Source organism: Achromobacter sp. NFACC18-2, from assembly GCF_900108985.1.
Classification (GTDB): domain Bacteria; phylum Pseudomonadota; class Gammaproteobacteria; order Burkholderiales; family Burkholderiaceae_B; genus Achromobacter.
Window position 1 is genome coordinate 63,379 of sequence record NZ_FNYM01000007.1, and the last position, 23,082, is coordinate 86,460.

Annotated in this window: 24 protein-coding genes; 8 read left to right on the forward strand and 16 right to left on the reverse strand. The window is 68.4% G+C overall.

What is annotated here, in order from left to right; translation table 11 throughout:
• Positions 1-48: 48 nt before the first annotated feature.
• A complete protein-coding gene (locus BMW75_RS12540; protein ID WP_076518787.1) occupies positions 49-447 on the reverse strand; it encodes an OsmC family protein in 399 nt (132 codons plus the stop codon).
• Between the two features lie 183 nt (positions 448-630).
• On the opposite strand from BMW75_RS12540, the gene BMW75_RS12545 reads away from it, so the two are divergent.
• Positions 631-1,308, forward strand: a complete 678-nt coding sequence (locus BMW75_RS12545; RefSeq protein WP_092579666.1) for a tellurite resistance TerB family protein — start codon at positions 631-633, stop codon at positions 1,306-1,308.
• 58 nt (positions 1,309-1,366) lie between these two features.
• Here the strand turns inward: BMW75_RS12545 and BMW75_RS12550 are convergent, their stop codons facing one another.
• From BMW75_RS12550 to BMW75_RS12560, 3 genes are all read right to left on the reverse strand, one after another.
• Positions 1,367-2,353 carry a tripartite tricarboxylate transporter substrate binding protein gene (locus BMW75_RS12550; protein WP_092579668.1) on the reverse strand — a complete coding sequence of 329 codons (987 nt, stop codon included), beginning with the start codon at positions 2,351-2,353 and terminating at the stop codon, positions 1,367-1,369.
• 80 nt (positions 2,354-2,433) lie between these two features.
• On the reverse strand, positions 2,434-3,318 hold the full coding sequence (nadC, locus tag BMW75_RS12555) for a carboxylating nicotinate-nucleotide diphosphorylase (RefSeq protein WP_092579670.1): 885 nt from the start codon (positions 3,316-3,318) through the stop codon (positions 2,434-2,436).
• Between the two features lie 82 nt (positions 3,319-3,400).
• The gene (locus tag BMW75_RS12560; protein ID WP_175493156.1) at positions 3,401-4,330 is read right to left on the reverse strand and encodes an NUDIX hydrolase; all 930 of its coding nucleotides are present in this window, start codon (positions 4,328-4,330) and stop codon (positions 3,401-3,403) included.
• Between the two features lie 246 nt (positions 4,331-4,576).
• On the opposite strand from BMW75_RS12560, the gene BMW75_RS12565 reads away from it, so the two are divergent.
• The gene (locus tag BMW75_RS12565) at positions 4,577-4,804 is read left to right on the forward strand and encodes a hypothetical protein (RefSeq protein ID WP_092579674.1); all 228 of its coding nucleotides are present in this window, start codon (positions 4,577-4,579) and stop codon (positions 4,802-4,804) included.
• Positions 4,805-4,822: 18 nt separating this feature from the next.
• Here the strand turns inward: BMW75_RS12565 and BMW75_RS12570 are convergent, their stop codons facing one another.
• Complete coding sequence (locus BMW75_RS12570; RefSeq protein ID WP_092579676.1) at positions 4,823-5,158, reverse strand: STAS domain-containing protein; 336 nt, start codon at positions 5,156-5,158, stop codon at positions 4,823-4,825.
• 155 nt (positions 5,159-5,313) lie between these two features.
• Here BMW75_RS12570 and BMW75_RS12575 point away from each other — a divergent pair, with 155 nt between their 5' ends.
• Together BMW75_RS12575 and alr are read left to right on the forward strand one after the other, a co-directional pair.
• Positions 5,314-5,745 (forward strand): ATP-binding protein, encoded by a 432-nt coding sequence (locus BMW75_RS12575; RefSeq protein WP_092579678.1) that lies wholly within the window; start codon positions 5,314-5,316, stop codon positions 5,743-5,745.
• 135 nt (positions 5,746-5,880) lie between these two features.
• Positions 5,881-7,035, forward strand: a complete 1,155-nt coding sequence (gene alr, locus BMW75_RS12580) for an alanine racemase (RefSeq protein ID WP_092579680.1) — start codon at positions 5,881-5,883, stop codon at positions 7,033-7,035.
• A gap of 57 nt (positions 7,036-7,092) precedes the next feature.
• Here alr and BMW75_RS12585 read toward each other — a convergent pair whose 3' ends face one another.
• Positions 7,093-9,561, reverse strand: a complete 2,469-nt coding sequence (locus BMW75_RS12585) for an MFS transporter (RefSeq protein WP_175493157.1) — start codon at positions 9,559-9,561, stop codon at positions 7,093-7,095.
• 109 nt (positions 9,562-9,670) lie between these two features.
• Between BMW75_RS12585 and BMW75_RS12590 the strand changes: the two genes are divergently transcribed.
• The 4 genes from BMW75_RS12590 (at position 9,671) to BMW75_RS12605 (ending at position 14,404) form a co-directional block, all read left to right on the forward strand.
• The gene (locus BMW75_RS12590; protein WP_092579684.1) at positions 9,671-11,674 is read left to right on the forward strand and encodes a SpoIIE family protein phosphatase; all 2,004 of its coding nucleotides are present in this window, start codon (positions 9,671-9,673) and stop codon (positions 11,672-11,674) included.
• Complete coding sequence (locus BMW75_RS12595; protein WP_092579686.1) at positions 11,671-12,867, forward strand: ABC transporter substrate-binding protein; 1,197 nt, start codon at positions 11,671-11,673, stop codon at positions 12,865-12,867. Before BMW75_RS12590 ends, BMW75_RS12595 begins: the two co-directional genes overlap by 4 nt.
• A 177-nt stretch (positions 12,868-13,044) precedes the next feature.
• Positions 13,045-13,617 (forward strand): BspR family type III secretion system anti-sigma factor, encoded by a 573-nt coding sequence (locus BMW75_RS12600; RefSeq protein ID WP_092579688.1) that lies wholly within the window; start codon positions 13,045-13,047, stop codon positions 13,615-13,617.
• A gap of 220 nt (positions 13,618-13,837) precedes the next feature.
• On the forward strand, positions 13,838-14,404 hold the full coding sequence (locus BMW75_RS12605) for an RNA polymerase sigma factor (protein WP_254791999.1): 567 nt from the start codon (positions 13,838-13,840) through the stop codon (positions 14,402-14,404).
• Between the two features lie 24 nt (positions 14,405-14,428).
• On the opposite strand, the gene sctC is transcribed toward BMW75_RS12605, so the two are convergent.
• From sctC to sctN, 10 genes are read right to left on the reverse strand one after another with little or no spacing between them, the layout of a single operon-like run.
• Positions 14,429-16,324 (reverse strand): type III secretion system outer membrane ring subunit SctC, encoded by a 1,896-nt coding sequence (sctC, locus tag BMW75_RS12610; protein ID WP_092580014.1) that lies wholly within the window; start codon positions 16,322-16,324, stop codon positions 14,429-14,431.
• A 47-nt stretch (positions 16,325-16,371) separates the two neighbouring features.
• Positions 16,372-16,767 carry a CesT family type III secretion system chaperone gene (locus BMW75_RS12615; protein WP_092579692.1) on the reverse strand — a complete coding sequence of 132 codons (396 nt, stop codon included), beginning with the start codon at positions 16,765-16,767 and terminating at the stop codon, positions 16,372-16,374.
• Entirely contained in the window at positions 16,764-17,822 is a 1,059-nt protein-coding gene (gene sctU, locus BMW75_RS12620; RefSeq protein WP_175493158.1) for a type III secretion system export apparatus subunit SctU, read from the reverse strand. Before sctU ends, BMW75_RS12615 begins: the two co-directional genes overlap by 4 nt.
• Complete coding sequence (gene sctT, locus BMW75_RS12625; RefSeq protein WP_092579696.1) at positions 17,819-18,619, reverse strand: type III secretion system export apparatus subunit SctT; 801 nt, start codon at positions 18,617-18,619, stop codon at positions 17,819-17,821. Before sctT ends, sctU begins: the two co-directional genes overlap by 4 nt.
• 15 nt (positions 18,620-18,634) lie before the next feature.
• Positions 18,635-18,901: a type III secretion system export apparatus subunit SctS gene (gene sctS / locus BMW75_RS12630; RefSeq protein WP_006392849.1), complete on the reverse strand. Its 267-nt coding sequence runs from the start codon at positions 18,899-18,901 to the stop codon at positions 18,635-18,637.
• Positions 18,902-18,908: 7 nt separating this feature from the next.
• Positions 18,909-19,595: a type III secretion system export apparatus subunit SctR gene (sctR, locus tag BMW75_RS12635; protein ID WP_092579698.1), complete on the reverse strand. Its 687-nt coding sequence runs from the start codon at positions 19,593-19,595 to the stop codon at positions 18,909-18,911.
• The gene (gene sctQ, locus BMW75_RS12640) at positions 19,592-20,671 is read right to left on the reverse strand and encodes a type III secretion system cytoplasmic ring protein SctQ (RefSeq protein ID WP_092579700.1); all 1,080 of its coding nucleotides are present in this window, start codon (positions 20,669-20,671) and stop codon (positions 19,592-19,594) included. The genes sctR and sctQ overlap by 4 nt, the downstream gene beginning before the upstream one ends.
• A 16-nt stretch (positions 20,672-20,687) precedes the next feature.
• Positions 20,688-21,251: a hypothetical protein gene (locus BMW75_RS12645; protein ID WP_092579702.1), complete on the reverse strand. Its 564-nt coding sequence runs from the start codon at positions 21,249-21,251 to the stop codon at positions 20,688-20,690.
• Positions 21,248-21,754, reverse strand: coding sequence for a type III secretion system stalk subunit SctO (locus BMW75_RS12650; protein ID WP_092579704.1), 507 nt, complete (start codon positions 21,752-21,754; stop codon positions 21,248-21,250). The genes BMW75_RS12645 and BMW75_RS12650 overlap by 4 nt, the downstream gene beginning before the upstream one ends.
• Entirely contained in the window at positions 21,751-23,082 is a 1,332-nt protein-coding gene (gene sctN / locus BMW75_RS12655) for a type III secretion system ATPase SctN (protein ID WP_092579706.1), read from the reverse strand. Before sctN ends, BMW75_RS12650 begins: the two co-directional genes overlap by 4 nt.

Below are 23,082 nucleotides of genomic sequence, written 5' to 3' on the forward strand. Positions count from 1 at the left end.
CCGCGGGGATCGCCCGCCGCGTTTCAGCCGGGCCGTCCACCCGCCCTGTCAATCCTGCCGCACGATCAGCGTGGACACCTGCACGTCCACCGCCGTCATCAGCTTGTGGATCGGACACTTCTCCGCCACGGCCAGCAACTCGTCGATCTGGGCGTCGGACAGCTCACCGTGCAGCGTCAGCTTCGCGGTCAGCCTGTACACGCCGCGACGCTCCTCGCTGGCGTCTCGCACCACCTCCACCCCGATCGACTCCAGCGGCAGACCCTTGCGCTGCGCGTAGACCATCACCGTCATCGCCTTGCAGCCGCCCAGCGCGGTGTCGAAGTAATCGTGCGGATCGGGACCCTCGCCCTGGGGCTGCGGCATGTCCAGCGGCAGGTCGTGGCCTTCGGCCGTCGCGGTGAATTGCAGGGTCTGGGGCGCATTCTGGCGCACGCGGATGCTCATGGGGCTGTTCTCCTGTGATGGGGGTTGCCATGGTCGGCCGCAAGACCGGACGACCGGCACCAGAAGACGGTTGTAGCATTTGCGCGCGGCGTTGCGGGGCCGGATCCGCCCGCTGACGAAAAGCTGAACTTAACGCCGCCGGCCCGGTCCGATAAGGCTGACTGAACGTTTACAGGAGGCCGCATGAGCGCCCGGCAATTACTCGATCAACTGCTGCAGTCCGGACAAGGCCTGCTTTCCGACACCACGAACCGCGTGCAGAACGCCACCGGCGGCAAGGGGTCGTCCTTCCTGACCGGACTGGGCGGCGGCGCCCTGGGCGCCGGCGCGCTCGGCCTGCTGCTGGGCAGCAAGAAGGCCCGCAAGATCGGCGGCAAGGTCGCGATGTACGGCGGCATGGCCGCGCTGGGCGCGCTGGCCTATCGCGCCTACGGCGACTGGCAACGCAGCCAGGCCGGCGCGCCCGCTGCCCCGCCCCAGACGCTGGACCGCCTGCCGGCGCCCGAAGCCGAACAACACAGCAATGCGGTCCTTACCGCCATGATCGGCGCGGCCAAGGCCGACGGCCACATCGGCCCCGAGGAGAAAGCCCTCCTGGAAACCGAACTGGCCAAGCTGTCGTCCGACGCCCAAGACCGCCGCTGGCTCGAGGCGGAGCTGTCGCGTCCGCTGGATCCCGGCGTGATTGCGCAGTCGGCCAAGACGCCCGAGATGGCGGCCGAAATGTACCTGGCCAGCCTGCTCGTCGTGGACGAGGAAAGCTACATGGAACGCGCCTACCTCGATGAACTGGCGCGCCAGCTCAAGCTGGAACCGGGCCTGAAAGAGAAACTGGAGTCGCACGCCAAGGCGGCTGCCTGAAGCCGGCCGGACCGAGCCGCCGCGCCGCGGCCTGCCCCCCCGCCGCGGCAATGCCGCCTCAGTCCGCCCGCAGGCCGATCGCCTCCGTCAGCGCGGTGTAGCGGTCGATGTCCGCCGCGATCATCTGCTGGAATTCGCGCGGCGTGCTGCTGGCGGGCGTGAAGCCCTGCTCGCGCAGGGACGCTTGCATGTCCGGCCGCCGCACGATTTTTGCCACCGCCGCGTTGAGCTTGTCGACCACCGCGGGCGGCGTCGCCGCTGGCGTCAGCAGACCGTGCCACTGGTCCAGCGCATAGCCGGAGACGCCCTGCTCGGCCACCGTCGGCACGGTCGGCAGCAGCGGCGACCGCGCGGGCGAAGTCACCGCCAGCGCACGCAACTTGCCCGCCGCGATGAGCGGCGCGGCGCTCGATGCCGTCACCACGCCCATGCCCACCTGCCCGGCCGCCACGTCCGTCAGGGCGGGACCGCACCCTTTGTACGGCACATGCTGAAGCACCGCGCCCGTTGCCCGGGCCAGCATCTCGCCCGCCAGATGCTGCGGCGTGCCGTTGCCGCAAGAGGCGAAGGGCAGCGGCGCGCCAGGCGCGGCCGCCGCCAGCGCGTCATCGAGATTGCGCAGCGGCGACGCCGCCGGCACGACGAACACCGACGGCACGAAGGCCACATTGATGACTGCGGAAAAATCCTGCTTGGGCGAAAAGCCCAGATTGCGGTAGACGCCCGGATTGATCGCAAACGAACTGTTCACCATCAGCAGCGTGTAGCCGTCGGGCGGCGACTCGGCGACGATGCGCGCGCCGATGTTGCCGCTGGCGCCCGGGCGGTTCTCCACGATCACCGGCTGGCCCAGCGATTCCTGCAGGCTGGCGCCGATGCGGCGGGCCAGCAGGTCGGTGCCGCCGCCAGGCGGGAACGTCACCACGATGGTGATCGGATGCGACGGAAACGCGGCATCAGCCGGCGCTTCGCCCGACGGGGGATTGCCGCAGGCGGTCAACGACAGCGCAAGCAGGGTAAGGGACGTGAGCAGCAGACGTTTCATGATGCCAACCGATGAAGTCGCGGCGCGGGCGCTGGCCCTTGCCGCAGATTGAGCGAAGCCGGCATGGCCGGCGGACGGACTCAGGCGTCCAGGCCGATGTCGAGCACCTTGGCGCTATGGGTCAGCCAGCCCACGGCGATCTGGTCCACGCCGGTGGCGGCCACCGCGGCCGCGGTTTCCGGCGTAATGCGGCCCGACGCTTCGGTGATGGCCCGGCCACGCGCCATGGCGACGGCGCGGCGCAGGTCGTCCAGGCTCATGTTGTCCAGCAGCACCACGTCCACGCCCAGCGCCAGGGCCACTTCAAGCTGCTCCAGCGTGTCCACCTCCAGCTCGATCTTGACCATGTGCCCGACGCCGGCGCGCGCGCGCTCGACGGCCGTCGCCACGCCCCCGGCCAGCGCGATGTGGTTGTCCTTGATGAGCACGGCGTCATCCAGCCCGTAGCGGTGATTGCTGCCGCCGCCCACCCGCACCGCGTACTTCTGCACGGCGCGCAGGCCCGGCATGGTCTTGCGCGTGCACGTGACCCGCGCGCCATGACCGGCGATGGCGCGCGCGATGGAAGCCGTCGCGGTCGCCACGCCGCTCAGGTGACACAGGAAGTTGAGCGCGACGCGCTCGGCGCTGAGCATGGCGCGGGCGTTGCCGTGGATGCGCGCGATCTCCATGCCCGGCGCCAGGTCGCTGCCGTCTCGGCGCGACACCGTGAATTCGATGCGCGGGTCCATCGCGCGAAACGCCAGGCGGGCCAGATCCAGACCGGCGAGCACCCCTTCCTGGCGTGCGACCAGTCGCGTCTCGGCGGGGGCGTCGGCCGGCACGATGGCGTCCGTCGTCAGGTCGCCGGCGCGGCCCAGGTCTTCCAGCAGCGCCGCGCGCACCAGCGGCTCCAGCATGACGTCCGGTAGCGGCGGAACAGGCAGGCGGTCGATCGCGGCGGGCGTGGCGGCTTTAATGCTCATTTTGAGTATTTTGAAGTTAAAAAAAGGCGCGCAAACATTGCGCAACACTTATGCTAAAGACGAGCATAAGCCTTGTCAAGCGTCAAAGCGCGCGCGACAACGGCAGTTTGCTGCCCGCGATGGCGCGTTCCAGCAGCACGTCGCGCCGGAAGCGGAACAGCTTGGCGGGACGCCCGGCCGTGCCGGTCGCCATGGCGCCGGTCTCCTCCACCAGATCCTGCTGCTCGATGAAGCGGCGGAAATTCTGCTTGTGCAGGCCGCGGCCCGCCAAGGCTTCCACCGCCATCTGCAACTGCAAGAGCGTGAATTCCTCGGGCATCAATTCGAACACCACCGGCCGGTACTTGATCTTGGCCCGCAGGCGGGCGATGCCGGTGGCAAGAATGCGGCGATGGTCATGGCGCATCGGCTGGCCCGGCAGCGCGGCCTCGCCGCCGCTGCGGCGCTTGGCTTCGGGCACCAGCCCGGCCTCGAACAGCAGCTCGTAGCGCTGCAGCACCATGTCTTCGTTCCAGGACGCGCCGTCCAGCCCGAAGGTGATGGCGGCGCGTTGCAGCCGGCGCGCGCGCACGGTGGGGTCGGCGCTGTCTTCGCACCAGGCGTGCAAGCGCGGCACGATCACGTCTTCGACCAGTGCGGGCGTGCCGGCGCGCCGGTCTTCCCAGGGAAAGTAGCGGTACCAGTCCTGCCATCCCACCTGCGCCACGCCGGTCTCGCCGGCCTCACGCGTGAGGCCCAGGTAGCTGACCGAGATGACGCGCACGCCGGATTCGTCGGAGCGGTCGCCGTCGGCGAACGTGTAGAGCTGCTCTACATAGCCCAGCGGATGATGCGTCTGCGCTTCGACCCATGCGCGCAGGCCCGCCTGCAGCGAGCGGTGGGAAAGTTCGAACGGGCCAGCCGGCAAGGCCCGCGCATCATCCGTCGTCAACACGCGCGGTTCACCGTGGGTCACGGCGACCAGGACGGCAACGAGTTCAGCATGGACGGAGCGTTCGACGGATTCGGTCAAGGTAGGCGCGTAAATAGGAACGGGAAGAGGAGACACACGGCGTCGATGGACGCCGACTCGCTAGGCAGGGATTGCAATGCCGGCTTGCGCACCGCGTGGCGCAGGAAATTATAAGGAGGGCTGCCTGCAACAGCCCCTTGCAAACGTGACAGGCCTGACGGACACGCGGCCCTGCGCCCGACCTAAGATGGAACTGAAACGAGGCGCGTCGCCATCCCGGGACGCCCCGCAGACGGAGGGATCGCCATGCTGAAAACTGCCCCAGACCCCAATCTTGCGCCCAAGCCTGCCGACGCTGAAAAACCCAGCGCCGATCCGCGCAAGGGCACCGAAATCCTGCCCATGCCGGACCAGAGCGAAGTCGTCGCCGGCATGCCGCGGCGCGGCCGCGCCGTCGCCGAACCCGGTGAACCCGGCGTCATTACGCCCGAGGACGATGTGCTCGATACGTCCTACGAAAACCGCAAGCCATAACGCGCACCGCGCACCCCGCTACGCGACTTTCGCCACCGCCTCCTGACGCGTGTCCACCACCGTCAGGATGGCGAGAAATCCACTGATGTCAAAGACCTCGCGCACGTGCGGCTGCATGGCGCACAGCACCAATGCGCCGCCCGCCTGCTTGAGCCGCTTGGCCAGCACGAGCACCACGCGCAAGCCCGCGCTGGAGATGTAATTCAGATGGGACAGGTCCAGCACGAAACGGCTTTCGCCCTTTTCCACATGGGCCAGCAGGTCGGCTTCGATGCCGGCGGCGTTGCCGCTGTTGATCTGGCCTTCGGGCGCGACAACCAGCACTTCTCCGACTTTCTCTATTGCGAGACTCATAGGGTTTCCCGGTGAATGACGGGCGCCCGGCGCCTGCTGATGGGGCCGGCGGCGCGATGCCGAGATGATACGCGAGCCTCGCGCGCGCTGTTCGCGCGCGTCGTGCAATCGTGCATACTTGCGCCTCACGTGTACCCCTGAACGCAAGGCGACGCATGCCCTCTCAGCCCGATACGCTTGACCTCGCTCCCGACCAGCACGCCGTTGCCGCCGCCATGCAGTGGCTGGAAGGCATCGCCGAACGCGAGGCATGGCCGCCCAAGCTGAACTTCGGACTGTCGCTGAGCCTGGACGAGGCGCTGACCAACATCGTGTCCTACGCCTTCGACGATCCCGCGCAGGCCGGCTCCCCGCCGCGCGTCGCGCTTTCCTGCCAATGCGGCGATGAGTGGATCGCCCTCGACATTGTCGACAACGGCCGGCCCTACGATCCGACCACCGCGCCCCCGCCTCCCCTGGCCGCGACGCTCGACGACGCCGAGATCGGCGGACATGGCGTGCGCCTGATGCAGCACTATCTGCATGAACTGCGCTACGCGCGCAGCGACGGCCGCAACCGTCTCACGCTGATCGCGCGCGCCGGCTGACCCGCATCGGCATGGCGCGCAAGGCGCCGCGCCTATCAAGACCGCCATTCTCATAGGCAGAAAGTACCGAACAAAATCCGGCCATCCGTCACTCATGCTGGCACGGCGCGCCTCTTGTGCGCCGCTTGAGTATCGATGCCGCCCGTGAACGCCCCCTATCGACCAGAAGGACTGACCGCCCGACCGCTGCACGCCCGCATCCATCCGGACGCCGTGGCCCACAACCTTGCCCGGCTGCGCGCGGCGCTGCCCGCGGGGCGTGGCACGCCGCGCCTGTGGGCCACGGTCAAGGCGGATGCGTATGGGCACGGCCTTGCGCGCATCCTGCCGGCCTTGCGCCATGCGGACGGCCTGGCCGTGCTGCATCTGGACGAAGCGCGCGCATGCCGGCGCCTGAACTGGCACGGTCCCATCCTGGTATATGGCGGTCTGTATTCGCCTGCGGACGTGCTCCTCGTGGACACACCCGGCCTGCATCTGGTGATCACCCATGCCGCGCAACTGGAATGGCTGGCGCGGGCGCCGCTCGCGCATCCGCCGTCGATCTGGCTGCGTTTTGCGGGCGACATCCATCACACCGGTTTTGCAGCGGACGCCTACCGCGCCGCCTACGGCATCGCCAGCGACCTTCGCCGGCGCGGGTTGGCCGCCGACGTCGGTCATCTGAACCATTACGCGCGCGCCGATGAACCGGACGGCGTGGACGACGCCGACGCCGTATTCCGCCGCCTGATCGAAGGCCTGCCGGGCCCGGTGTCGACCAGCAATTCCGCCGCGTTGCTCAAGCACGCCGCGCGCGCCGTCGACACGCAATGGGTGCGCCCCGGCCTGGCGTTATACGGAGCCAGTCCCTTTGCGGACACGAGCGCCGCGGCGCTGGATCTGCGACCGGCCATGTCGCTGCACTCGCAGGTCGTCGGCATACAGCGCGTGAGCGCCGGCGCGGGCGTGGGCTATGGCGGCGCGTTCTCCGCCCCGCGCGCCATGGACGTCGGCATCGTCACCTGCGGCTATGCCGACGGCTATCCGCGCGCAGCGCCCACCGGCACGCCGGTGATCGTCGACGGTGTGCGCACGCGCCTGTTGGGCCGGGTATCGATGGACATGATGGCGGTGGACCTGGGCCCCGTTCCTCGCGCCGGCATCGGCGCGCCGGTCACCCTGTGGGGCGCGGGCGGCCTGGCGGTGGAGGAAGTCGCGGCGTCGGCCGGCACGATCGCCGCCGATCTGCTGACGGGCGTGAGCGCGCGCGTGCCGGCGCAGCTTGCCACGGCGGCGTTCGCACGCTGAATGGCGCCCGCCTCAGCCTTCGCCACGCGCGCCGCGCATCCCCGCGCGGGCGCGCGTTCAGGCGGCTTCGCCGCGCGGCCGGGCGGGCGCGAAGAGCAGGAACAACACCGTGGCGCACAGGTAGATGACGCCGGTCGCGGCCAGGCCCGCTCCCATGCCCGCTGCGCCGAACATCGCCCCCACCACCAGCGGACCCGCCATCTGGCCCAGCTTGTCGGCGGCCCGCATGACGCTGGTGGCGCCCGCGGCGCCATAGCGCTGCACATCGGGCAAGGCCAGCATGTAAGGCGATTGCGATGCGCCGGCAAAGCAGCTTGCCAACGCCAGCAGCAGCACGGCGGCGGCCGCGGCCAGCAGGCCGCTATTGAAGTACAGGCCCAGCATGCCGACGCTGCCCACCAGCCCCCCCAGCACGATCCAGCTTTTCTTGATGCGGCTGCGGTCGACGACGCGGCCCATCAGCGGTCCCACGTAGATCACGCACAGGCCGTAGATCATCAGCACACGGCCGATACTGGACGCGGCCACGCCTTCGGCCTCGAGGTACAGCGGCAACGCGAACGACAGGAGGCCCACCTGCGCAATCGAAAACGGAATGACGCTGCCCAGCAGCAGCAGGCCGAAGTCGCGCGTGCAGAGCAGACGCAAGGTGTCCGCCAGGCTGGCCTGCACGCGCGCGGCCGCCACGCCCACCTTGGCGCGGCCGGCTTCCATGTACGGACGCATCAGCACCAGCACGCCGGCCAACGGCAACGCCAGCATCGCCGCCCCCACGCCGAACACGGCGCGAAAGCCCACCTGTTCCATCAGCATCGCGCCCACCGCCGCGCCCGAGAGGTGGCCCGCGAACAGGCCCGCGATCACGCCCGTCATGTTGCGGCCGCGATAGGCCGCCGGGCTGCGCGTGACGATAAATCCCTGCAAACCCATCCAGGTCAGCCCATAGCCCAGGCCCACCAAGCCCCGCGCCGCGCTGAACATCAGCAGATTGGTGGCGGCCGCGCAAGCCAGCATGCCCGCGCACGACACGCCCAGCCCGGCCAGCACCGGCACCTGCCACCCCCTGCGGTCGGTCAACCGGCCGGCGAGCAGCGACGTCAGAAGGCCGCAGCCCATCTCGACCGAGATGGGCAACGCCAGCAAAAGATTGGCGGGCAGGTCCAGTCCGCCCGCCGGCAGGCTGCGCGCATACAGCGGCAGAAAGCCCAACGGCAAGGCCCACGCGAACAGGAATCCGAACATCACCGGACGCGCGATGCGGCCGACTTCGGACACGTCGTCGGGTCCGATGCGCGTGCCGTCCGGCAGCACCGCGCGCGCCGCGAAGGCCCGGTTCATCAGCAAGGCCAGCAGCAACAGCATTTCGATGGCCGCGACCAGCGCGACGGCCACGACGGTCACCGCGTCCAGCGCGCGGCTGCGCACACCGGCCGCGATGACGTCGCCGGACAGGCGCAGCACCAGGTCGCCATGCGCCATCGGATCGGGACGGGACTGGCCCAGCGGCAACACCAGCGTCAGGTCGTTGGCCTGCGGGCGCGCGACCGGCAACCCCGCGACATCGAGCGGCCCGCGCGCATCCGCACGGGCGAGCACGCGGCCGGCGCTGTCGACGAGTTCGATCTGGTCCACGGCGGGAAAGGTCGCCGCCAAGCGCGAGAACGGCGCATCGACGCCGCGCAGCCTGTCCAACGTCAGCCCATATCCCAGCACGCGGTTCAGGTCGCGCTGCAGGCCTTCGGCGAGCAGGCCGACATTGTTGCGCGTGACATCGACCCAACCGCTGCGGAACGTGGAAATCGTATAGGCCGCGTACACACCCTGCGCAAGCATCAGCGCCAGCAGCGGCACCACGAAGCGCGCGCGACCGCCCGCCGCGAGCGAGGTGAGCGGCACCAGGTATTTGAAGACGGCGGCCAGGCCCAGGCCCACCGCCAACGTGACGCCCAGCAGCACCTGCAGGTTGTCGAGAATCAGGCGGCGGCTCGCGGCGGCATCCTTTGCCACGGACAACACCACGGCGCCGACGGTCTTGCCCGCGGGGCCAGCCAGCGGCACGGCCAGCGTCACCGCGTTGTCGCCCACGGCCATCAATGCGCCGGAGGGGCGGCGCGTTGCGCCCGCGTCGCGACCGCCGCCCGCTTCCAGGGCCTTGGCGAGCCCCACGGCGTCCTCGGGCAGATCGCCCTGCATCGCAAGCGTCTGGCCATCGGCCAGCAGCACCGCCGCGCCGCGCAGATCGCGCGAGCCCGACACGCTGTCGCGCAGCGCATCGCGCAGGCCGAAATACTGCTCGAGGGGCTTGCCCAGCCGCAATCCAATTTCGATGTTGCCCGCCGCGCGGCGGGCGATGACTTCGACGCGGTCGGCGGTGGTGTCCACCACCAGCCGGTTCAGCGCCGACAGGCTCAGTGCGCCGATGAGCGCCTGCGCCAGCAGCAGCACGGCCAGGCAGGCCAACGTGACTTCCAGCACCGGGCGGCGTTTCAAACCCTCCAGCACGAATTGAATTGGTTCGCTACGCATGGGACCGGAGCACCGCAAAGTATTTACACACGGGCACCAATGGTATTTACAATTAATGCAAATTGCATCTTTTTTCACACCGTCTCCCACACCGCCCACCACCGCCTCCATGCCGTTCCGGTCGCTGCGTAGCAAGATTTTTTTATTGGTCGTGGCGCTACTCGTGGCGATAGCCGCGTTCGTCATGCTCACCACGCAGCGCAACGTAACGCGCACGGTGATGAACAGCGAACGCCACGCCGTCAGCAACGTGATGGAGCTGGTCCTGCACGACGCCGAGGCGCGCTGGGGCGCGCTGCTGACCGACAAGATTTCCACCGTGCGCAACGGGCGCAGGCAACTGATGCAGACCGGCACCGTGGTGGCGGCCGCGCTCAGTTCCTACGCCGACATGGCCGAGCGCGGCCTGATGACGCCGGGCGCGGCCAAAGGCATGGCGCGCGCGTGGATCAACCGGCTCAAGCTCGACGACCGCCGCTACGCCTTCGTCTACGATGCCGATTTCCAGGTGCTGGCCAGCGGCAATTCCGAGATGATCGACCGCGACCTATCCGACGTGTCGGACTTCAAGAACCGCCCGCTGGCCCAGGCGCTCTATGAAGAAAGCCGCACCTCCGGCTACGGCTTTGCCATCTATCGCTGGCCGCCCACCGCGCAGCGCGAAGACACCGAAACGCGCTACGCCTACTTTGGCTACTTCCGTCCTTGGAACTGGGTGTTCGCCATCACCGACAGCGCGCACGACGTCATCGAGCAGATCCAGACGCGGCGCGAGCAGATGGAAAGCTCCGTGCGCGGCACGCTGTCGCGGCTGACGCTGGCGCAGTCCGGGTTCATCTTCATCGCATCGGACGACGGCAGGATGATCGTGCCGCTGCCGGAAAAACAGGCCGGCCTGCTGGACGCAAAGGATCCGCAGGGCCAGACGCTGCGCGACCTGCTGGCGGCGCAGAAAGGCAGCGACGCGCTGCAGAGCCTGTCGTTCGATGGCGGCGGGGGGCCGTGGCGGATTGATAGCGCGCGCTTCGCGCCGCTGGGCTGGACGCTGGTGGCGGCCGTGCCCGAAAGCGACCTGACCGCGCCCGCGCGGGAACTCCTGAACCGGCAGGCCCTGATCTTCGTCGGCATGCTGCTGGTCGCGCTGGTCTGCGCATGGCTGATGGCGGCGCGCATCGTGCGGCCCTTGGAAACGCTGACCCGCTATGCGCGCCTGCTGCCCGAGCAAGACCTGACCGCCGCTTCCAGCGTGCCGGCGAACATCGCCGCCCTGCCCGGCCGCCACAAGGATGAAGTCGGCCGCCTGGCCGCCTCGTTTCTTTTCATGGACCACAAGCTGCGCGAAAACGTCGCGCGCCTGATGCGCGAGACCACGGCGCGCGAACGTTTCGAAAGCGAGCTGAACATCGCCCGCGCCATCCAGCTGGGCCTGTTGCCGGTGCCGCTGTCCAACGCGATCCGCGAGCAGGTCGACCTGAACGCCGTGATGCTGCCCGCCAAGGAAGTGGGCGGCGACCTCTACGATTACTTCACATTGGCGGACGGCCGGCTGTGCCTGGCGATCGGCGACGTGTCCGACAAGGGCGTGCCGGCGGCTCTCTTCATGGCCGTCACGCGCACGCTGATCCGCGCGACCGCCGAGGACGAGTCGGACCCGGCGCTGATGATGCAGAAGATCAACAACCGCCTGTCCGAAAACAATCCCAACATGATGTTCGTCACGCTGCTGCTGGGCGTGCTGGATCTGGACACGGGCGAACTCCAATGGGCCAACGCGGGCCATCTGGCGCCCGTCGTGGTGGGCGCGGACGGCGTGGTGCGGCTGCTGGAGGGACGCAGCGGTCCGGCCTGCGGCGTGCAGGAGGACCTCGAATACCGCAGCCTGTCCGCCGTCATCGCGCCCGGCGAGATGCTGGTGGGCTACACCGACGGCGTCACCGAAGCCGTGAACCCGAACGACGACCAGTATGGCGATCCGCGCCTGCTGGCCGTGCTGTCCAATCCGCCCGTTGCCGCGGCCAGCCTGGCCAAGCGTCTGCTTGAAGACGTCCAGGCCTTTGCCGATGGCGCGGAACAATCCGATGACATCACATTGATTGTGATCCGCCGCCCATGAAGAACTCGTTGTCCACCCTGATGCTCTGCGCGGCCCTCGTGGCGCCCGCCACGGGCACGGCGCAGGCGGCCCCGGCCACTGCCTCCTCCGCGGCGCCGGCCGCGGCCCAGGTATTTCCCACCAAGCCCACGCCGCGCCCCGACGGCAAGAAGTGGCGCATCGGCTATTTCGAGAGCGGCGACTACAGCGAATACCCCCGCACCCTGCGCGTGACCGTCGAGGGCCTGCAGAAGCTGGGCTGGATCACCGTGCCCGCCATTCCCGAGGGCCTGAACGGCGAACAGATGTGGGCCTTCCTGGCGGAAAACGCCCGCAGCGACACGCTGGAGTTCGTGCGCGACGCCTGGTGGCAGCCGGGCAATTTCGACGCGGCCCGCCGGCCCGCGGTGCGCGAAGCCATCCGGCAGCGCCTGGCCGACAAGCACGACCTGGACCTCATCATCGCGATGGGCACCTGGGCGGGGCAGGACATGGCCAGCATGGGCGCGCCCGTGCCGACCGTCGTGGGCTCGACCAGCGACGCCATCGGCGCACGCATCACGCGCTCGGCGCAGGACAGCGGACTGGACAACCTGCACGCGCGCGTACAGCCGGAACGCTATCAGCGGCAGGTGCGGCTATTCCATGAAATCGTGCCGTTCAAGCGACTGGGGCTCGTCTATGAAGACAGTCCGGAGGGCCGCACCTACAGCGCGGTCGAGGCCGTGGAGCAAGTTGCGCGCGAGCAGGGCTTCGAGGTGCTGACCTGCAACGCCCCGTCCAACGGCATCGCCGCCGAAGCCGCCACCCGCAACGCGGTCGAGTGCTATGCGAAGCTCGCGCCGCAGGTCGACGCCGTATACGTCACCGTGCACCGCGGCGTGACGCCGGCGTCCGTCGACACGATCGCCGAGATCCTGCGCCAGGCCCGCGTGCCCAGCTTCTCGATGCTGGGGTCGGAGGAGGTCAAGCACGGCCTGCTCCTCAGTTTGGCCCAGGCGGATTATTCTTACGTAGGCTTGTTCTACGCCGAGACGATGGCGCGGATCTTCAACGGCGCCAAGCCGCGCGAGCTCTCGCAGGTGTGGATCGACCCGGCCAAGATCGCGCTCAACCTGGAGACCGCGCGCGTCATTGGTTTTGATCCGCCCGTGGACATCCTGCTGGCGGCCGACGAGGTCTACGAGGCGCAGTCGTCACGCAATAGTCAGTAACTGTTTGAGGTAACGCCATGTATCGCCCACCGCCTCGCCACGGCGCGACGGTGGGATGGAATAAAATGGGGAACGCATCACGGCCGTGGAACTAAAGCGGCGCCTGGGTTACTCAAGCTCAGGAGCTACCAGACCTCTCTCGGGCCCGATACAGGACACGCCGGATTTTTTGGCTGCATGACAATTTCATCGGTTACCCCTTCGTCGCCATTCGTCTCCCTGGACGCCTTCGCCAAAGCCGCGGAAAGCGCCCCGGACATCTACGTCGATATCTCCGGCGAAAAGCTGCAGGTGCTGGGTATGGGCACGACGCCCAGCGGCCGCAGCGTGGCCTGGGTGGCGCAGGACGTCGACACGACAGCGATGTTCGCCCAGGCCCTGGCCCAGAGCTACGGCCAAGGCATCGCCAGCGCGGTCTCGCGCGAACTCGGCCTGGATTCGAACCCCGGCAAGCCGCTGTCGTCCCGCACCGTCGCGGCTGCGCTGGACATGGCAGAAACCTCCAGCCACGCCCTGTCCGGCGTGGATTTCATGACGCGTCTGGCGACCTCGGCCACGGGCAACACGCCCGTCTTCCAGCAGGCCTGCGGCGATGCGGGCGTCTCGCCGGCCAGCCTGGATGCCGCCCGCCGCAGCGCGTTGGACGACGCCATGCAGGCGCGCTTCGAGGCGGCCGCCCGCTCGGGCGAGAGCCCCGTTTCCCTTCCCACCGCAGCTGGCTGGCTGCGCGAGCTGCTCAAGGCCGGCTAGTTTTCGCCTGCCGGAATATTCTCCCGACCATTTACGTGTGTTTACATTTCCGGGCCGAAAAACCGGACTTTTGCCTCAATATTTCAAGTTTCGAAATATTGTGACGTCACTAAGCTGCGATAATTCGCCACACAAGTAGTAATTTGTAGCTTCGGCTCGTTTCCCTCCTTCATCCATGACCAATCCGAGCGATTGCACGCCGGCTTCTCCGGAAGCGGACATGACGCATCTTCGCCCAGACGGCGAAGGCGCGGGCTGGGATTCGGGCGACGAATATCTGCTGCGCGACCTGGTGCGTGAGCACTCCAACCGCCTGCAGCGCTTCATCATCAAGCACATCGGCAACACCACCGAGGCCGAGGACCTGGCCCAGCAGGCATTTGTCGAGGCGGCCCGCTCCCTGCGCAGCTTCCGCGGCGAATCGCAACTTTCCTCCTGGCTGTACGGCATTGCGCTGAACCTCGTGCGCAACCACCTGTCGCGCGCCCCGGAGCGCCGCCACGATTTCGTCAGCGACAGCGTGCTGCAGGACCAGGCGTCCACCGAGCTGTCGCCCGACCGCGTGCTCGAGCAGAACCAGACCATGGCGCTGCTGCAGGAATCGCTGGACGAATTGCCCGAGAACATGCGCGACATCCTGCTCATGGTGGGGCTGGACGACATCTCGTATGAAGAAGCGGCCGCGCTGCTGACCGTGCCCATCGGCACGGTGCGCAGCCGACTGTCGCGCGCGCGCTCGGCGCTGCGCGAGAAGATGGCCCAGAAGGGCCTGCGCCTGGACGACTGAAACCGTCGTCGCAGGCGCCCCGCGTTACGGCGCCCTGCCCGTGCCCGGCGCGGCCACCGGTTCCACCTGGATCACCGGCCCTTGCATCGCCTTGGACTGCCCCTGCAGGACGGGCTGCGCCACGGGCGCGTTCAACATCCATTCCGACACGCGCAGCGGCCCGCTGAGCTTGCCGTGCACCTCCGGCGCCGGCCCGAAACGCACCCGCGTGCGCTGGCCCTGCACCAGATCCAGATACTGGCCCGGCGTCATGCCCGCCCCCGCGCCCCACGTCGCGTCCAGCATCGGCGGCGTGGGCGCCAGGCCGGGCTGCGCCATGGCCTCGCCATTGACGGCGACGACCTTCGGCCGGATGAGGAACAGGCGCTCGCGGCGCTGAACCGTCTTGGACTTGTTCGAAAAGAAGATGCCCAGCCCGGGGATGTCGCCCAGGAATGGCACCTTGTCGACCTGCTCTGAATCCTGGCTGCTGTTGTAGCCGCCGATCAGCAGCGTCTGGTCGTCGCCCACCACGGCCAGCGTGCTGATGTTGCTCTTGCGCACGGTGGGCAGGCCGTCGATCTGGCGTTCCTCCTGGATGCGGCCGTCTTCGATATCGACCGTCAGCTCGACGCGCGCGCCTTCGCGCGATTCGATATAGCGCGGCGTCACGCGCAGGGACGTGCCCACCGTGATGGGCGTCACCGTCGCCACGCGCTCGCCGCGCGTCTGGATGTAGAACGTGTCCGACAGGTCGATCATGGCGCCCAGGTTGTCCGCCGTCAGGATCGAGGGCTGCGACAGGATGTTGGCCTGCCCCTTGGTCTGCAACGCGCGCAGCCGCGCCACCAGGTTCGATCCCACGCTGACGCCGATCGTGCCTGGCGACAGGCCCGCCGCGCTGTCCACGGGCAGCCCGCCGCTGGGTGCAAGCGCCAGGTTGCCATAGCCGAAGCTCGTGGTGCCGGCGCGCGCGCCCCAGTTCACGCCCAACTCGTTGACCAGATCCGAGTTCACGTCCACGATCATCGCCTCGATCTCGACCAGCGTGCTCGGCAGGTCGAGCTGTTCGATCAGGCTGCGGTAGATCGGGATGCGATCCGGGATGTCCTGCACGATGATGGCATTGAGCCGTGCATCGGCCTGCACCGTCGGCTCGCGCAGGCGCAGGCCGGGCTTGCCCGCCGGGGCCGGCTGGCCATTGGCCGCCGCGACCGTGGGCGCGCTGTCGGCGGCCGGACCGCCGTCGACCTGCGGGAACAACGGCGGGCTGTCGCGCAGCGGCGCGGCAATGGCGGCGAGCGTTTCATTGTTGTTGCCGCCGCCCCCGCCCGTGATGAGATTGCGCAGCACCGTCGACAGGCCCGGCGTCACCACCTTCTGATCGCGGTAGCTGATGGTGCGGTCGTTCACCGAGGCGTGCTTCAGCCGGAACACCGCCACCTGCTGGCCGCCCGCGCCCATGGGCAGGGCCGCCACGGTGCGTTCCACCAGGTCGACATAGCCGGGCGGGCCGGACACCAGGGCAATGCCCTGATCCGGCAGTTCGCCCCAGCCAAACCGCGGGTCCAGGATGCCCAACTGCTGCAGGGCCTGGCGCAAGGCGCTGATGGAGCTGCCCATCGCGCTGACCGAGCGCGTCTTCATGTCGTTGGTGCGGCTGACGAACAGGGTGCCTGCGTAGACGAACCAGTTAAAGCCATACACGCCGCCCAGGCGGTCCAGGAACTCGGTGGGCGAGTTCGCGTTGAACTTGCCGTTGACGGTGCCCGTGACATTGGGGCCCATCTGCAGCGACAGGCTGAACCCGCCCGCGAACTCGCGCAGCAGCGACTGCAGGCTTTCGTCGCGCGCGTAGTAGCTGTAAGGCACGTTGGCCCAGTTCGGCGCGGGCATGGCTGCGCCGCTTACACCCAGCGACAGCGCCGTCGCCAGAATCATCCGCTTGAACACACTCTCTCCTCGGGTAAAAGTCCCCGTCTGCTTCTTCATGCCAGCCGCCGCACCGCGCCCGCCCAGAAGGACAGGGCATTGGCGAACGCGCCGACCGCTTCGTCCAGCGCCAAAGGGCTGCTGTCCGGGCTCAATGTCTGCTGCAGCCACAGGGTGCGCCCCTGCGGGTCGATCACGCACGCGGCCGCATGGCGGCTCAGCATGCCCGCCGCCAGCGTGCCGATCTCGCGCACCAGTTCGTCGCGTGCGGGGCCCTGCTCGGGCATGGCGCACAAGCGCGAGGTCATCGCCAGCCAGCCGTTCGGCGCGGGGTGCAGGTGGATGCGGAACGTATCGTCGACCACCATCGTGAACCGGCCGTCGGCACGAGTGGGCAACGGCAGGCCGTGGCGGCCGACATAGGCGGAAATCAGGGGATGGACGGGACTCATGGCTGTGATTCCGGATTGGCGGCCAACTTGCGCACCAGCCGCAACACTTCGGCGACGGGCTCGATCAGCTCGCTGGGGATGTACTGGTCGGCGTGCGCGGTGGCCATCAGGGCGCGCGCCAACGGAATGTTCTGCATGACGGGCACGCCCGCTTCGCGCGCGGCCTTCATCATCTGTTCGGCCAGCGCGCCCTCGCCCTTGGCCAGCACCATCGGCAGCGGCGTCTTGTCGGGCTCGTAGTAGAGCGCTATCGCCAGGTGCGTGGGGTTGGTCACCACCACCGAGGCCTTGCGCGCGCTCGAGACCGCGCCGTGCATCACCATTTCCTGGTGCAGATGCTTGCGCTTGTGCTTGATGTGGGGGTCGCCCTCCATCTCCTTGAATTCCTGCTTGATGTCTTCCTTGCTCATCATCAGCCCCTTGCGGTACTGCATGCGTTGCCAGACGAAATCGGCCAGCGAGATCACCACGTAGGCAAACGCGATGTTCACCACCAGCGTGCGCATCATCCCTCCCACGCCCGCTTCCAGGCCGGCCAGGCCGCTATGCGGCACCGCCATCAGCTCCGGAAGAGCATCGCGCACAACCAGGGTCACCAATACGGAGAGAAACGCGATCTTGATGATGGATTTCAGCAGCTCGACCAGATTCTTCTTGGAGAAAATGTTCTTCAGGTTCTCCATCACGTTCAGCTTCTTGCCCGAGGGCTTGAGCTTTTCGAAGGCGAACACCACGCCGACCTGCAGGAATTCCGAGAACATCCCCACGATCAGCACGATCAGCACGAACGGCAGCACCAGCGCCACGGCCTCGCGCAGCGCGGCGTCCAGGGCGACCGGCAGCGCCTGCTCGAAGGGCAAGCCGACAAGGGTCGAAGGAATCAGGATCAGGCGCCCCAGCGATTCGACGATGCCATGCGCATTGCCCAGCATGTAACCGAAGAGCGCCAGCACCAGCAGCGTCTGCGTGAAGTCCTTGCTGTGCGCGACATCGCCCTTCTGGCGCGCGTCGCGCAGCTTTTTGCTGGTTGGCTGTTCTGTCTTTTCGCCGCTCATGGCGCCCGCCACTGGTTGTCCAGAAACGGCAGGGCCGATCCGATCTGGCCGGTAGCCTCGCCGGCGTACTCGAACAGCGTGCTCATGTAGAGCACCAGCACCAGCAGGGCGAGCGCGCTCTTGATCGGCATGGCCAGGAAGAACACCTGCAGCTGCGGCGCGAAGCGGCTCACCAGCGCCAGGCCCACTTCCGCCAGGAACATCGCCACGATGGCGGGCGCGGCGAACAGCAGCGTCAGGCGCAGGAAGCGGCCAAGCTGGTCCAGCATCAGCGGAATGCTTTCCTGGCGCAGCGTGGGCGTCCAGTCCCACAGGTCCCACAGCCGGAAGCTGTCGTAGAGCATCGTGAGCATCAGGGTGAAGCCGCCGCCCACCAGGAAGAACACCATGAACGCCTGGTTAAAGAGGATGCCCATGGGCGAGGAATCGTTGCCGGTGGCCGGATTGATCGTGGCGCCCAGGCTCGCGCCCCGCTGGTTGTCCACCACGAAGCCGACCGCCTCGAATATCCAGAACGGTATGGCCACCAGAAAGCCCATGACCATGCCGACGAACACTTCCTTGACCACGATCAGCGCGATCTCCACCGTGCCCAGGTCCATCGCCGCGTAGCGGGGCGCGAGCGCGGGCACCAGCACGATGCCGATCGCCGCGCCCAGCGCGTAGCGCAGCATGCCGGGCAGGAGCTGCCGGTTAAAGAGCGGCAGCATCGCGCACAGCGCCAGGATCCGGGGCTGCGTCATCGCGAGCGTGCCCAGGAAAACCTTTGCTTCAGCGTAGGTGATGCCGGAGATCATCGGTCTGCGTCGCCCCTAGTGGATCTTGTAGAAGAGGTCGAACACGGAGATCGTGAAGTTGTACAGCTCGGCGCTGAGCCAGCGCGCCGTCAGCAGGATCGTGGCGAACACCGCGATCAGCTTCACGGCGAACGACAGCGTCTGCTCCTGGATCTGCGTCAGCGCCTGGAACAGCGAGAACAGCGTGCCGACGATGGCCGCCACCGCGATCGGCGGCAGCGACAGCCACAGCACCAGGTACAGCGCCTGGGTCATGTAGGAAACGAGGTCGACGGTGCCCATGTCGCGCTCAACCGTAGGAAAGGACCAGACCCTGGATCAGGCGCGTCCAGCCGTCGACCATGACGAACAGGAAGAGCTTCAGGGGCATGGAGATCGTGACGGGCGAAACCATCATCATCCCCATCGCCAGCAGGATGTTGGACACGATGAGGTCGATGATGACGAACGGCAGATACAGCAGGAACCCGATCTGGAAGGCCGCCGTCAGCTCGGAGACCAGGAAGGACGGGATCAGCACCAGCAGGTCGTCTTCCTTCAGGTTGCGCGCGGCCTGCTCGCCCCACAACTGGCGCGCGGTGCGCACGAAGAAATCGCGCTGGTCCGGGCGGCTGTTCTTCATCATGAAGGCGCGCATGGGTTCCGCGCCGCGCGCGACCGCCTCCATGATGCCTTCCAGACGGTCGGGCGTCGCGGCGCCGGGCGTCGCGGCGCCGGGCGTCGTCATGGCGGGCGGCGCGCGCAGCTCGTCGCCGATCTGCATGACCACCGGCCCCATCACGTACGCGGACAGGATCAGCGCCAGCCCGTACAGCGCCATGTTCGGCGGCACCTGCTGCACGCCCAGCGCATTGCGCACGAGCGTGAGCACCACCGCGATCTTCAGGAACGAGGTCGTCATCACCGCGGCCAGCGGCACCAGCGCCAGCAGCGCCAGGACGACCGCAAGGCTGATCGGGTCCACACCGCTGCTCATGCGCCCGCCTTGCCCACGCTGCGCAGCGTCACGCCGATCCGGCCGTCGATCTCGACCAGCTCGGCCGTGCCCAGCAACGCGCCGTTGGCGCGCACGATCACGGGGCCGTCGGCCAGCGGGCGTTCCAGGTCGAAGGTCTCGCCGGGCTGGAGCTGGCGCAGCTCGCCCAGCGTGAGAAGGCGCTCGCCCAGTTCGAACGTCAAGCGCACGGGAATGGCGTCGATATCGAAAGGCGTCTGCGCGCCGGTCTCGGCGTCGGCCGGCGATTGCGGCGTCTCGGTCATAAGGGAAGTCCAGGCTTGGGTAACGAGATAGGAGGATTGTTCGGGGCGCACGCGCAGGCCTTGCGCGCCGACCGCGAGCCACAGTTCGCCTTCCGGCGTCACCAGGTATTGGTCCAGGAAGATCGTGTCGCGCGCTTGCAGGCCGCGCAGCTCGGCGGCGGGCATGTCGGTCCAGCCAAGCCTGGCGCTCACGCGCACGGGCACCGCGTCCACCGCCATGCCGTTGTCGGCCGGCGCGGCGGCGCTGACCAGCCCGGCCAGCAGCATGAGGCCCAGGCCGTCCGCTTCCAGGCAGGCGTACACGGTGTCGCCATTGGCGGGGTTGCGCGCGGTGAGCGTCCACGCCTGCGGCAGCGGCGCCGGACCGGCTTGCAGCGCGACGACGCGCGCCGGTCCGCCCGGCGATGCGGCGCTCAACGCCGCCATGGCTTCCGCCAGCAGGCCTTCGATGGCGGTCGCGGCCAGCGCGGGCGGCAAGGGACCCGTGTCCAGATCCGGAAAGCGGGCCGCGAGCCAGGCCTGCGCGGCCGTGGGCGGCAGCCCCACGCGCAGGCGCGCGCCGGCCCATTCCAGGTCGGCGGACAGGGTTGCGGACTGGCGCACGGCGTCCGGCACGCCAGGCGTGAAGCCCAGGCGCCAGGCGGCGGGCTCGGCCTGCGTCCCCTCCGGCGGCGCCAGCACGACGCGCAGGTCGGCGCCGTGACGGGCGATGAGCGTGCGAGCGCGCGCCTCATTGGCGCTCAGGCGCGGCAGCGGAAGGGAGGAAAAAGCGGAATGCAAACTGGGGGTCATGGGAAATCAGCAATAGTCAGCAGCGCGGCCCGGGGGCCTCGGTCTCTGCGAGGCGGGGGTCTTCCGGGTCGTCCGTGCTCACGCGCACGCGGGTCGGCCGGTCCAGGCTCTGGGCAAGCTGCGCCGCCAGCTCGGGCGCCATCGCGCAGGCCCGCTCGCGCGAGCGTTCATTGGCGCAGACGAAATCGGCCACCACGCGCCCTTCGTCCTCATACACCGACACGCTGACGCCCGGCAGCACATCGTCTTTCAGCTCCACGCGGACTTGGCGGCGGCCCTGGCTGCCATCGGCCACCAGCAATTGGCCGGCGGTCTCGCCCAGCGCCTGGACCAGCGCGTCGGATGCGCCGTCCGCGCCCGCGGCGGCGGCAGCCGCGCCAGCGCCGAACAGCGAGAACGGGGATGCCGCCGCGGCAGGCGCGGGCGGCGCGTCGGCGTCGCCCTGCGACATGGCCTGCTCGAACGCCTGGCGGTCGGCGTCGCTCGCCTGCCGTCCGGCCGCCTGGCCGTCCGAATGCGCCGCGTTGCGCGTGCCCTGTGAAATGGCCGTTTCCAGGCCGATGCGTCGGTCGATGCTCATGCCGGCTCGAACTCCTCGTGCTGCTCCCAATCCTCGCGGTCGCGCGAGACGGATGCGGCCTCTTCCATTTCCAGGTCTTCTTTCTGCTCCAGCGCCTTCAGATGCTCGTCCAGATGGATGCGCGCCAACTCCACGAACTTGCCCGTGAGCCGCACTGCCTGCTGATGCTGCTGGCGGCTGGCGGCCAGCGCCTCGCTTTCCTGTTCGAGCAGCCGTTCGGCAGCCTCCAGCGCCTGCTGCCGCTGGCGCTCTTCCTCGCGCAGCGCGGCCACGTCCTGCAACACGCTTTCGATGTCCCGCACGCGCACCACGCGGCTGCAGAGGTCGCCGTACAGGGCCCGCTCGCGCCGTTCGGCCTCGACCCGGAAGGTCGCGAGCGCGGCTTGCGAGCCGCGCCGGGCGGCGTCCGCCTCCGCGTGGCGCAGGCGCTGCCGCGACACGGCGATCTCGGCCTGCCCTTCGCGAAAACGCTTGATGGCCAGGAGTTCATCGAAGACGCTCATCCTGCCCCCACAATCTCGGTCATGCGCGCCAGCGCCTCGGGCAAGGCCGTGCGTTCGTCCGTGCGCTGCTTCAGGAAGCTGTTGATCGCGCCGATCTTGTCGATGGCCTCGTCCGTGACGGCGTCGCCGCCGCGCTTGTATTCCCCGATCTTCACCAGCAGTTCCACTTCCTGGTACTTGGCCATCAGCTCGCGCAGCCGTCCCGCCGCCCGCTTGTGCTCGGGCGTGATCACGGCGTTCATCACGCGGCTGGCGGACGCCAGCACGTCGATCGCGGGATAGTGGTTCGCCGCGCCCAGCTTGCGCGACAGCACGATGTGGCCGTCCAGGATGGAGCGCGTTTCGTCCGCGATGGGCTCGGTCATGTCGTCGCCTTCGACCAGCACGGTGTACAGCGCCGTGATGGAGCCATGCTCGTTCATGCCGGCGCGCTCCATCAGCTTGGGCAAGGTCGCGAATACCGACGGCGGATAGCCGCGGCGCGTCGGGGGCTCGCCCGCCGCCAGGCCGATCTCGCGCTGCGCGCGCGCAAAGCGGGTCACCGAATCCATCAGGAACAGCACGCGCTTGCCCTGGTCGCGGAAGTATTCGGCGATGGCCGTGGCCACATAGGCGGCCTTGGCCCGCTCCATCGACGACTTGTCGCTGGTCGCGCACACGATCACGCTCTTGCGGCGGCCTTCGCGGCCCAGTTCATGCTCCAGGAACTCACGCACCTCGCGCCCGCGTTCGCCGATCAGCGCCACCACCGTCACGTCCACGTCCGCGCCCTTGACCAGCATGCCCATGAGCGTGGACTTGCCGCCGCCGGCCGCGGCGAAGATCCCCATGCGCTGGCCTTCGCCGCAAGTCAGCACGCCGTCCAGCGCACGCACGCCCAGCGCCAGCGGCTCGGAGATGATGCGGCGCTTGAGCGGGTCCGGCGCCTCGGCGAAAACGGGATAGAACTTGCTGGCCTCCAGCGGTCCCAGTTCGGCCTCGTCCAGCGGGCGGCCCAGCCCGTCCAGCACGCGGCCCAGCAGGCCCGGCCCGACCGGCACCATGTGCGCGCGACCGGTGGGAATGACCTCGGTGGCCGTCGAAATTCCGTACATGTCGCCGATGGGCGTGAGCAGCGCCGCATCGCGCGCAAAGCCCACCACCTCGCCCTTCATTTCGAAGTTCTCGCCGGGATTGCGCAGGATGCAGACCTCGCCCACCTTCACGGTGGGCACCACGGCCTTGATGATGGTGCCGATCACCTGCGTGACCCGGCCCTTGATGCGCAGGGTCGGCGTGTCCTGCAGCGCCAGCCCCATCATTTCGGCGATGTAGTCGAACTGGCGCAT

Coding starts and splice junctions, on each gene's coding strand:
- BMW75_RS12585 (WP_175493157.1), bottom strand. CDS start 9,561: ATGCGTAGCGAACCAATTCAATTCGTGCTGGAGGGTTTGAAACGCCGC.
- BMW75_RS12605 (WP_254791999.1), top strand. CDS start 13,838: ATGACGCATCTTCGCCCAGACGGCGAAGGCGCGGGCTGGGATTCGGGC.
- BMW75_RS12540 (WP_076518787.1), bottom strand. CDS start 447: ATGAGCATCCGCGTGCGCCAGAATGCGCCCCAGACCCTGCAATTCACC.
- BMW75_RS12650 (WP_092579704.1), bottom strand. CDS start 21,754: ATGAGCGTCTTCGATGAACTCCTGGCCATCAAGCGTTTTCGCGAAGGG.
- BMW75_RS12575 (WP_092579678.1), top strand. CDS start 5,314: ATGCCCTCTCAGCCCGATACGCTTGACCTCGCTCCCGACCAGCACGCC.
- BMW75_RS12590 (WP_092579684.1), top strand. CDS start 9,671: ATGCCGTTCCGGTCGCTGCGTAGCAAGATTTTTTTATTGGTCGTGGCG.
- BMW75_RS12600 (WP_092579688.1), top strand. CDS start 13,045: ATGACAATTTCATCGGTTACCCCTTCGTCGCCATTCGTCTCCCTGGAC.
- sctN (WP_092579706.1), bottom strand. CDS start 23,082: ATGCGCCAGTTCGACTACATCGCCGAAATGATGGGGCTGGCGCTGCAG.
- BMW75_RS12595 (WP_092579686.1), top strand. CDS start 11,671: ATGAAGAACTCGTTGTCCACCCTGATGCTCTGCGCGGCCCTCGTGGCG.
- sctR (WP_092579698.1), bottom strand. CDS start 19,595: ATGAGCAGCGGTGTGGACCCGATCAGCCTTGCGGTCGTCCTGGCGCTG.
- BMW75_RS12570 (WP_092579676.1), bottom strand. CDS start 5,158: ATGAGTCTCGCAATAGAGAAAGTCGGAGAAGTGCTGGTTGTCGCGCCC.
- BMW75_RS12615 (WP_092579692.1), bottom strand. CDS start 16,767: ATGAGTCCCGTCCATCCCCTGATTTCCGCCTATGTCGGCCGCCACGGC.
- BMW75_RS12645 (WP_092579702.1), bottom strand. CDS start 21,251: ATGAGCATCGACCGACGCATCGGCCTGGAAACGGCCATTTCACAGGGC.
- BMW75_RS12550 (WP_092579668.1), bottom strand. CDS start 2,353: ATGAAACGTCTGCTGCTCACGTCCCTTACCCTGCTTGCGCTGTCGTTG.
- BMW75_RS12565 (WP_092579674.1), top strand. CDS start 4,577: ATGCTGAAAACTGCCCCAGACCCCAATCTTGCGCCCAAGCCTGCCGAC.
- BMW75_RS12545 (WP_092579666.1), top strand. CDS start 631: ATGAGCGCCCGGCAATTACTCGATCAACTGCTGCAGTCCGGACAAGGC.
- sctU (WP_175493158.1), bottom strand. CDS start 17,822: ATGAGCGGCGAAAAGACAGAACAGCCAACCAGCAAAAAGCTGCGCGAC.
- sctQ (WP_092579700.1), bottom strand. CDS start 20,671: ATGACCCCCAGTTTGCATTCCGCTTTTTCCTCCCTTCCGCTGCCGCGC.
- alr (WP_092579680.1), top strand. CDS start 5,881: ATGCCGCCCGTGAACGCCCCCTATCGACCAGAAGGACTGACCGCCCGA.
- sctT (WP_092579696.1), bottom strand. CDS start 18,619: ATGATCTCCGGCATCACCTACGCTGAAGCAAAGGTTTTCCTGGGCACG.
- sctS (WP_006392849.1), bottom strand. CDS start 18,901: ATGGGCACCGTCGACCTCGTTTCCTACATGACCCAGGCGCTGTACCTG.
- nadC (WP_092579670.1), bottom strand. CDS start 3,318: ATGAGCATTAAAGCCGCCACGCCCGCCGCGATCGACCGCCTGCCTGTT.
- sctC (WP_092580014.1), bottom strand. CDS start 16,324: ATGATTCTGGCGACGGCGCTGTCGCTGGGTGTAAGCGGCGCAGCCATG.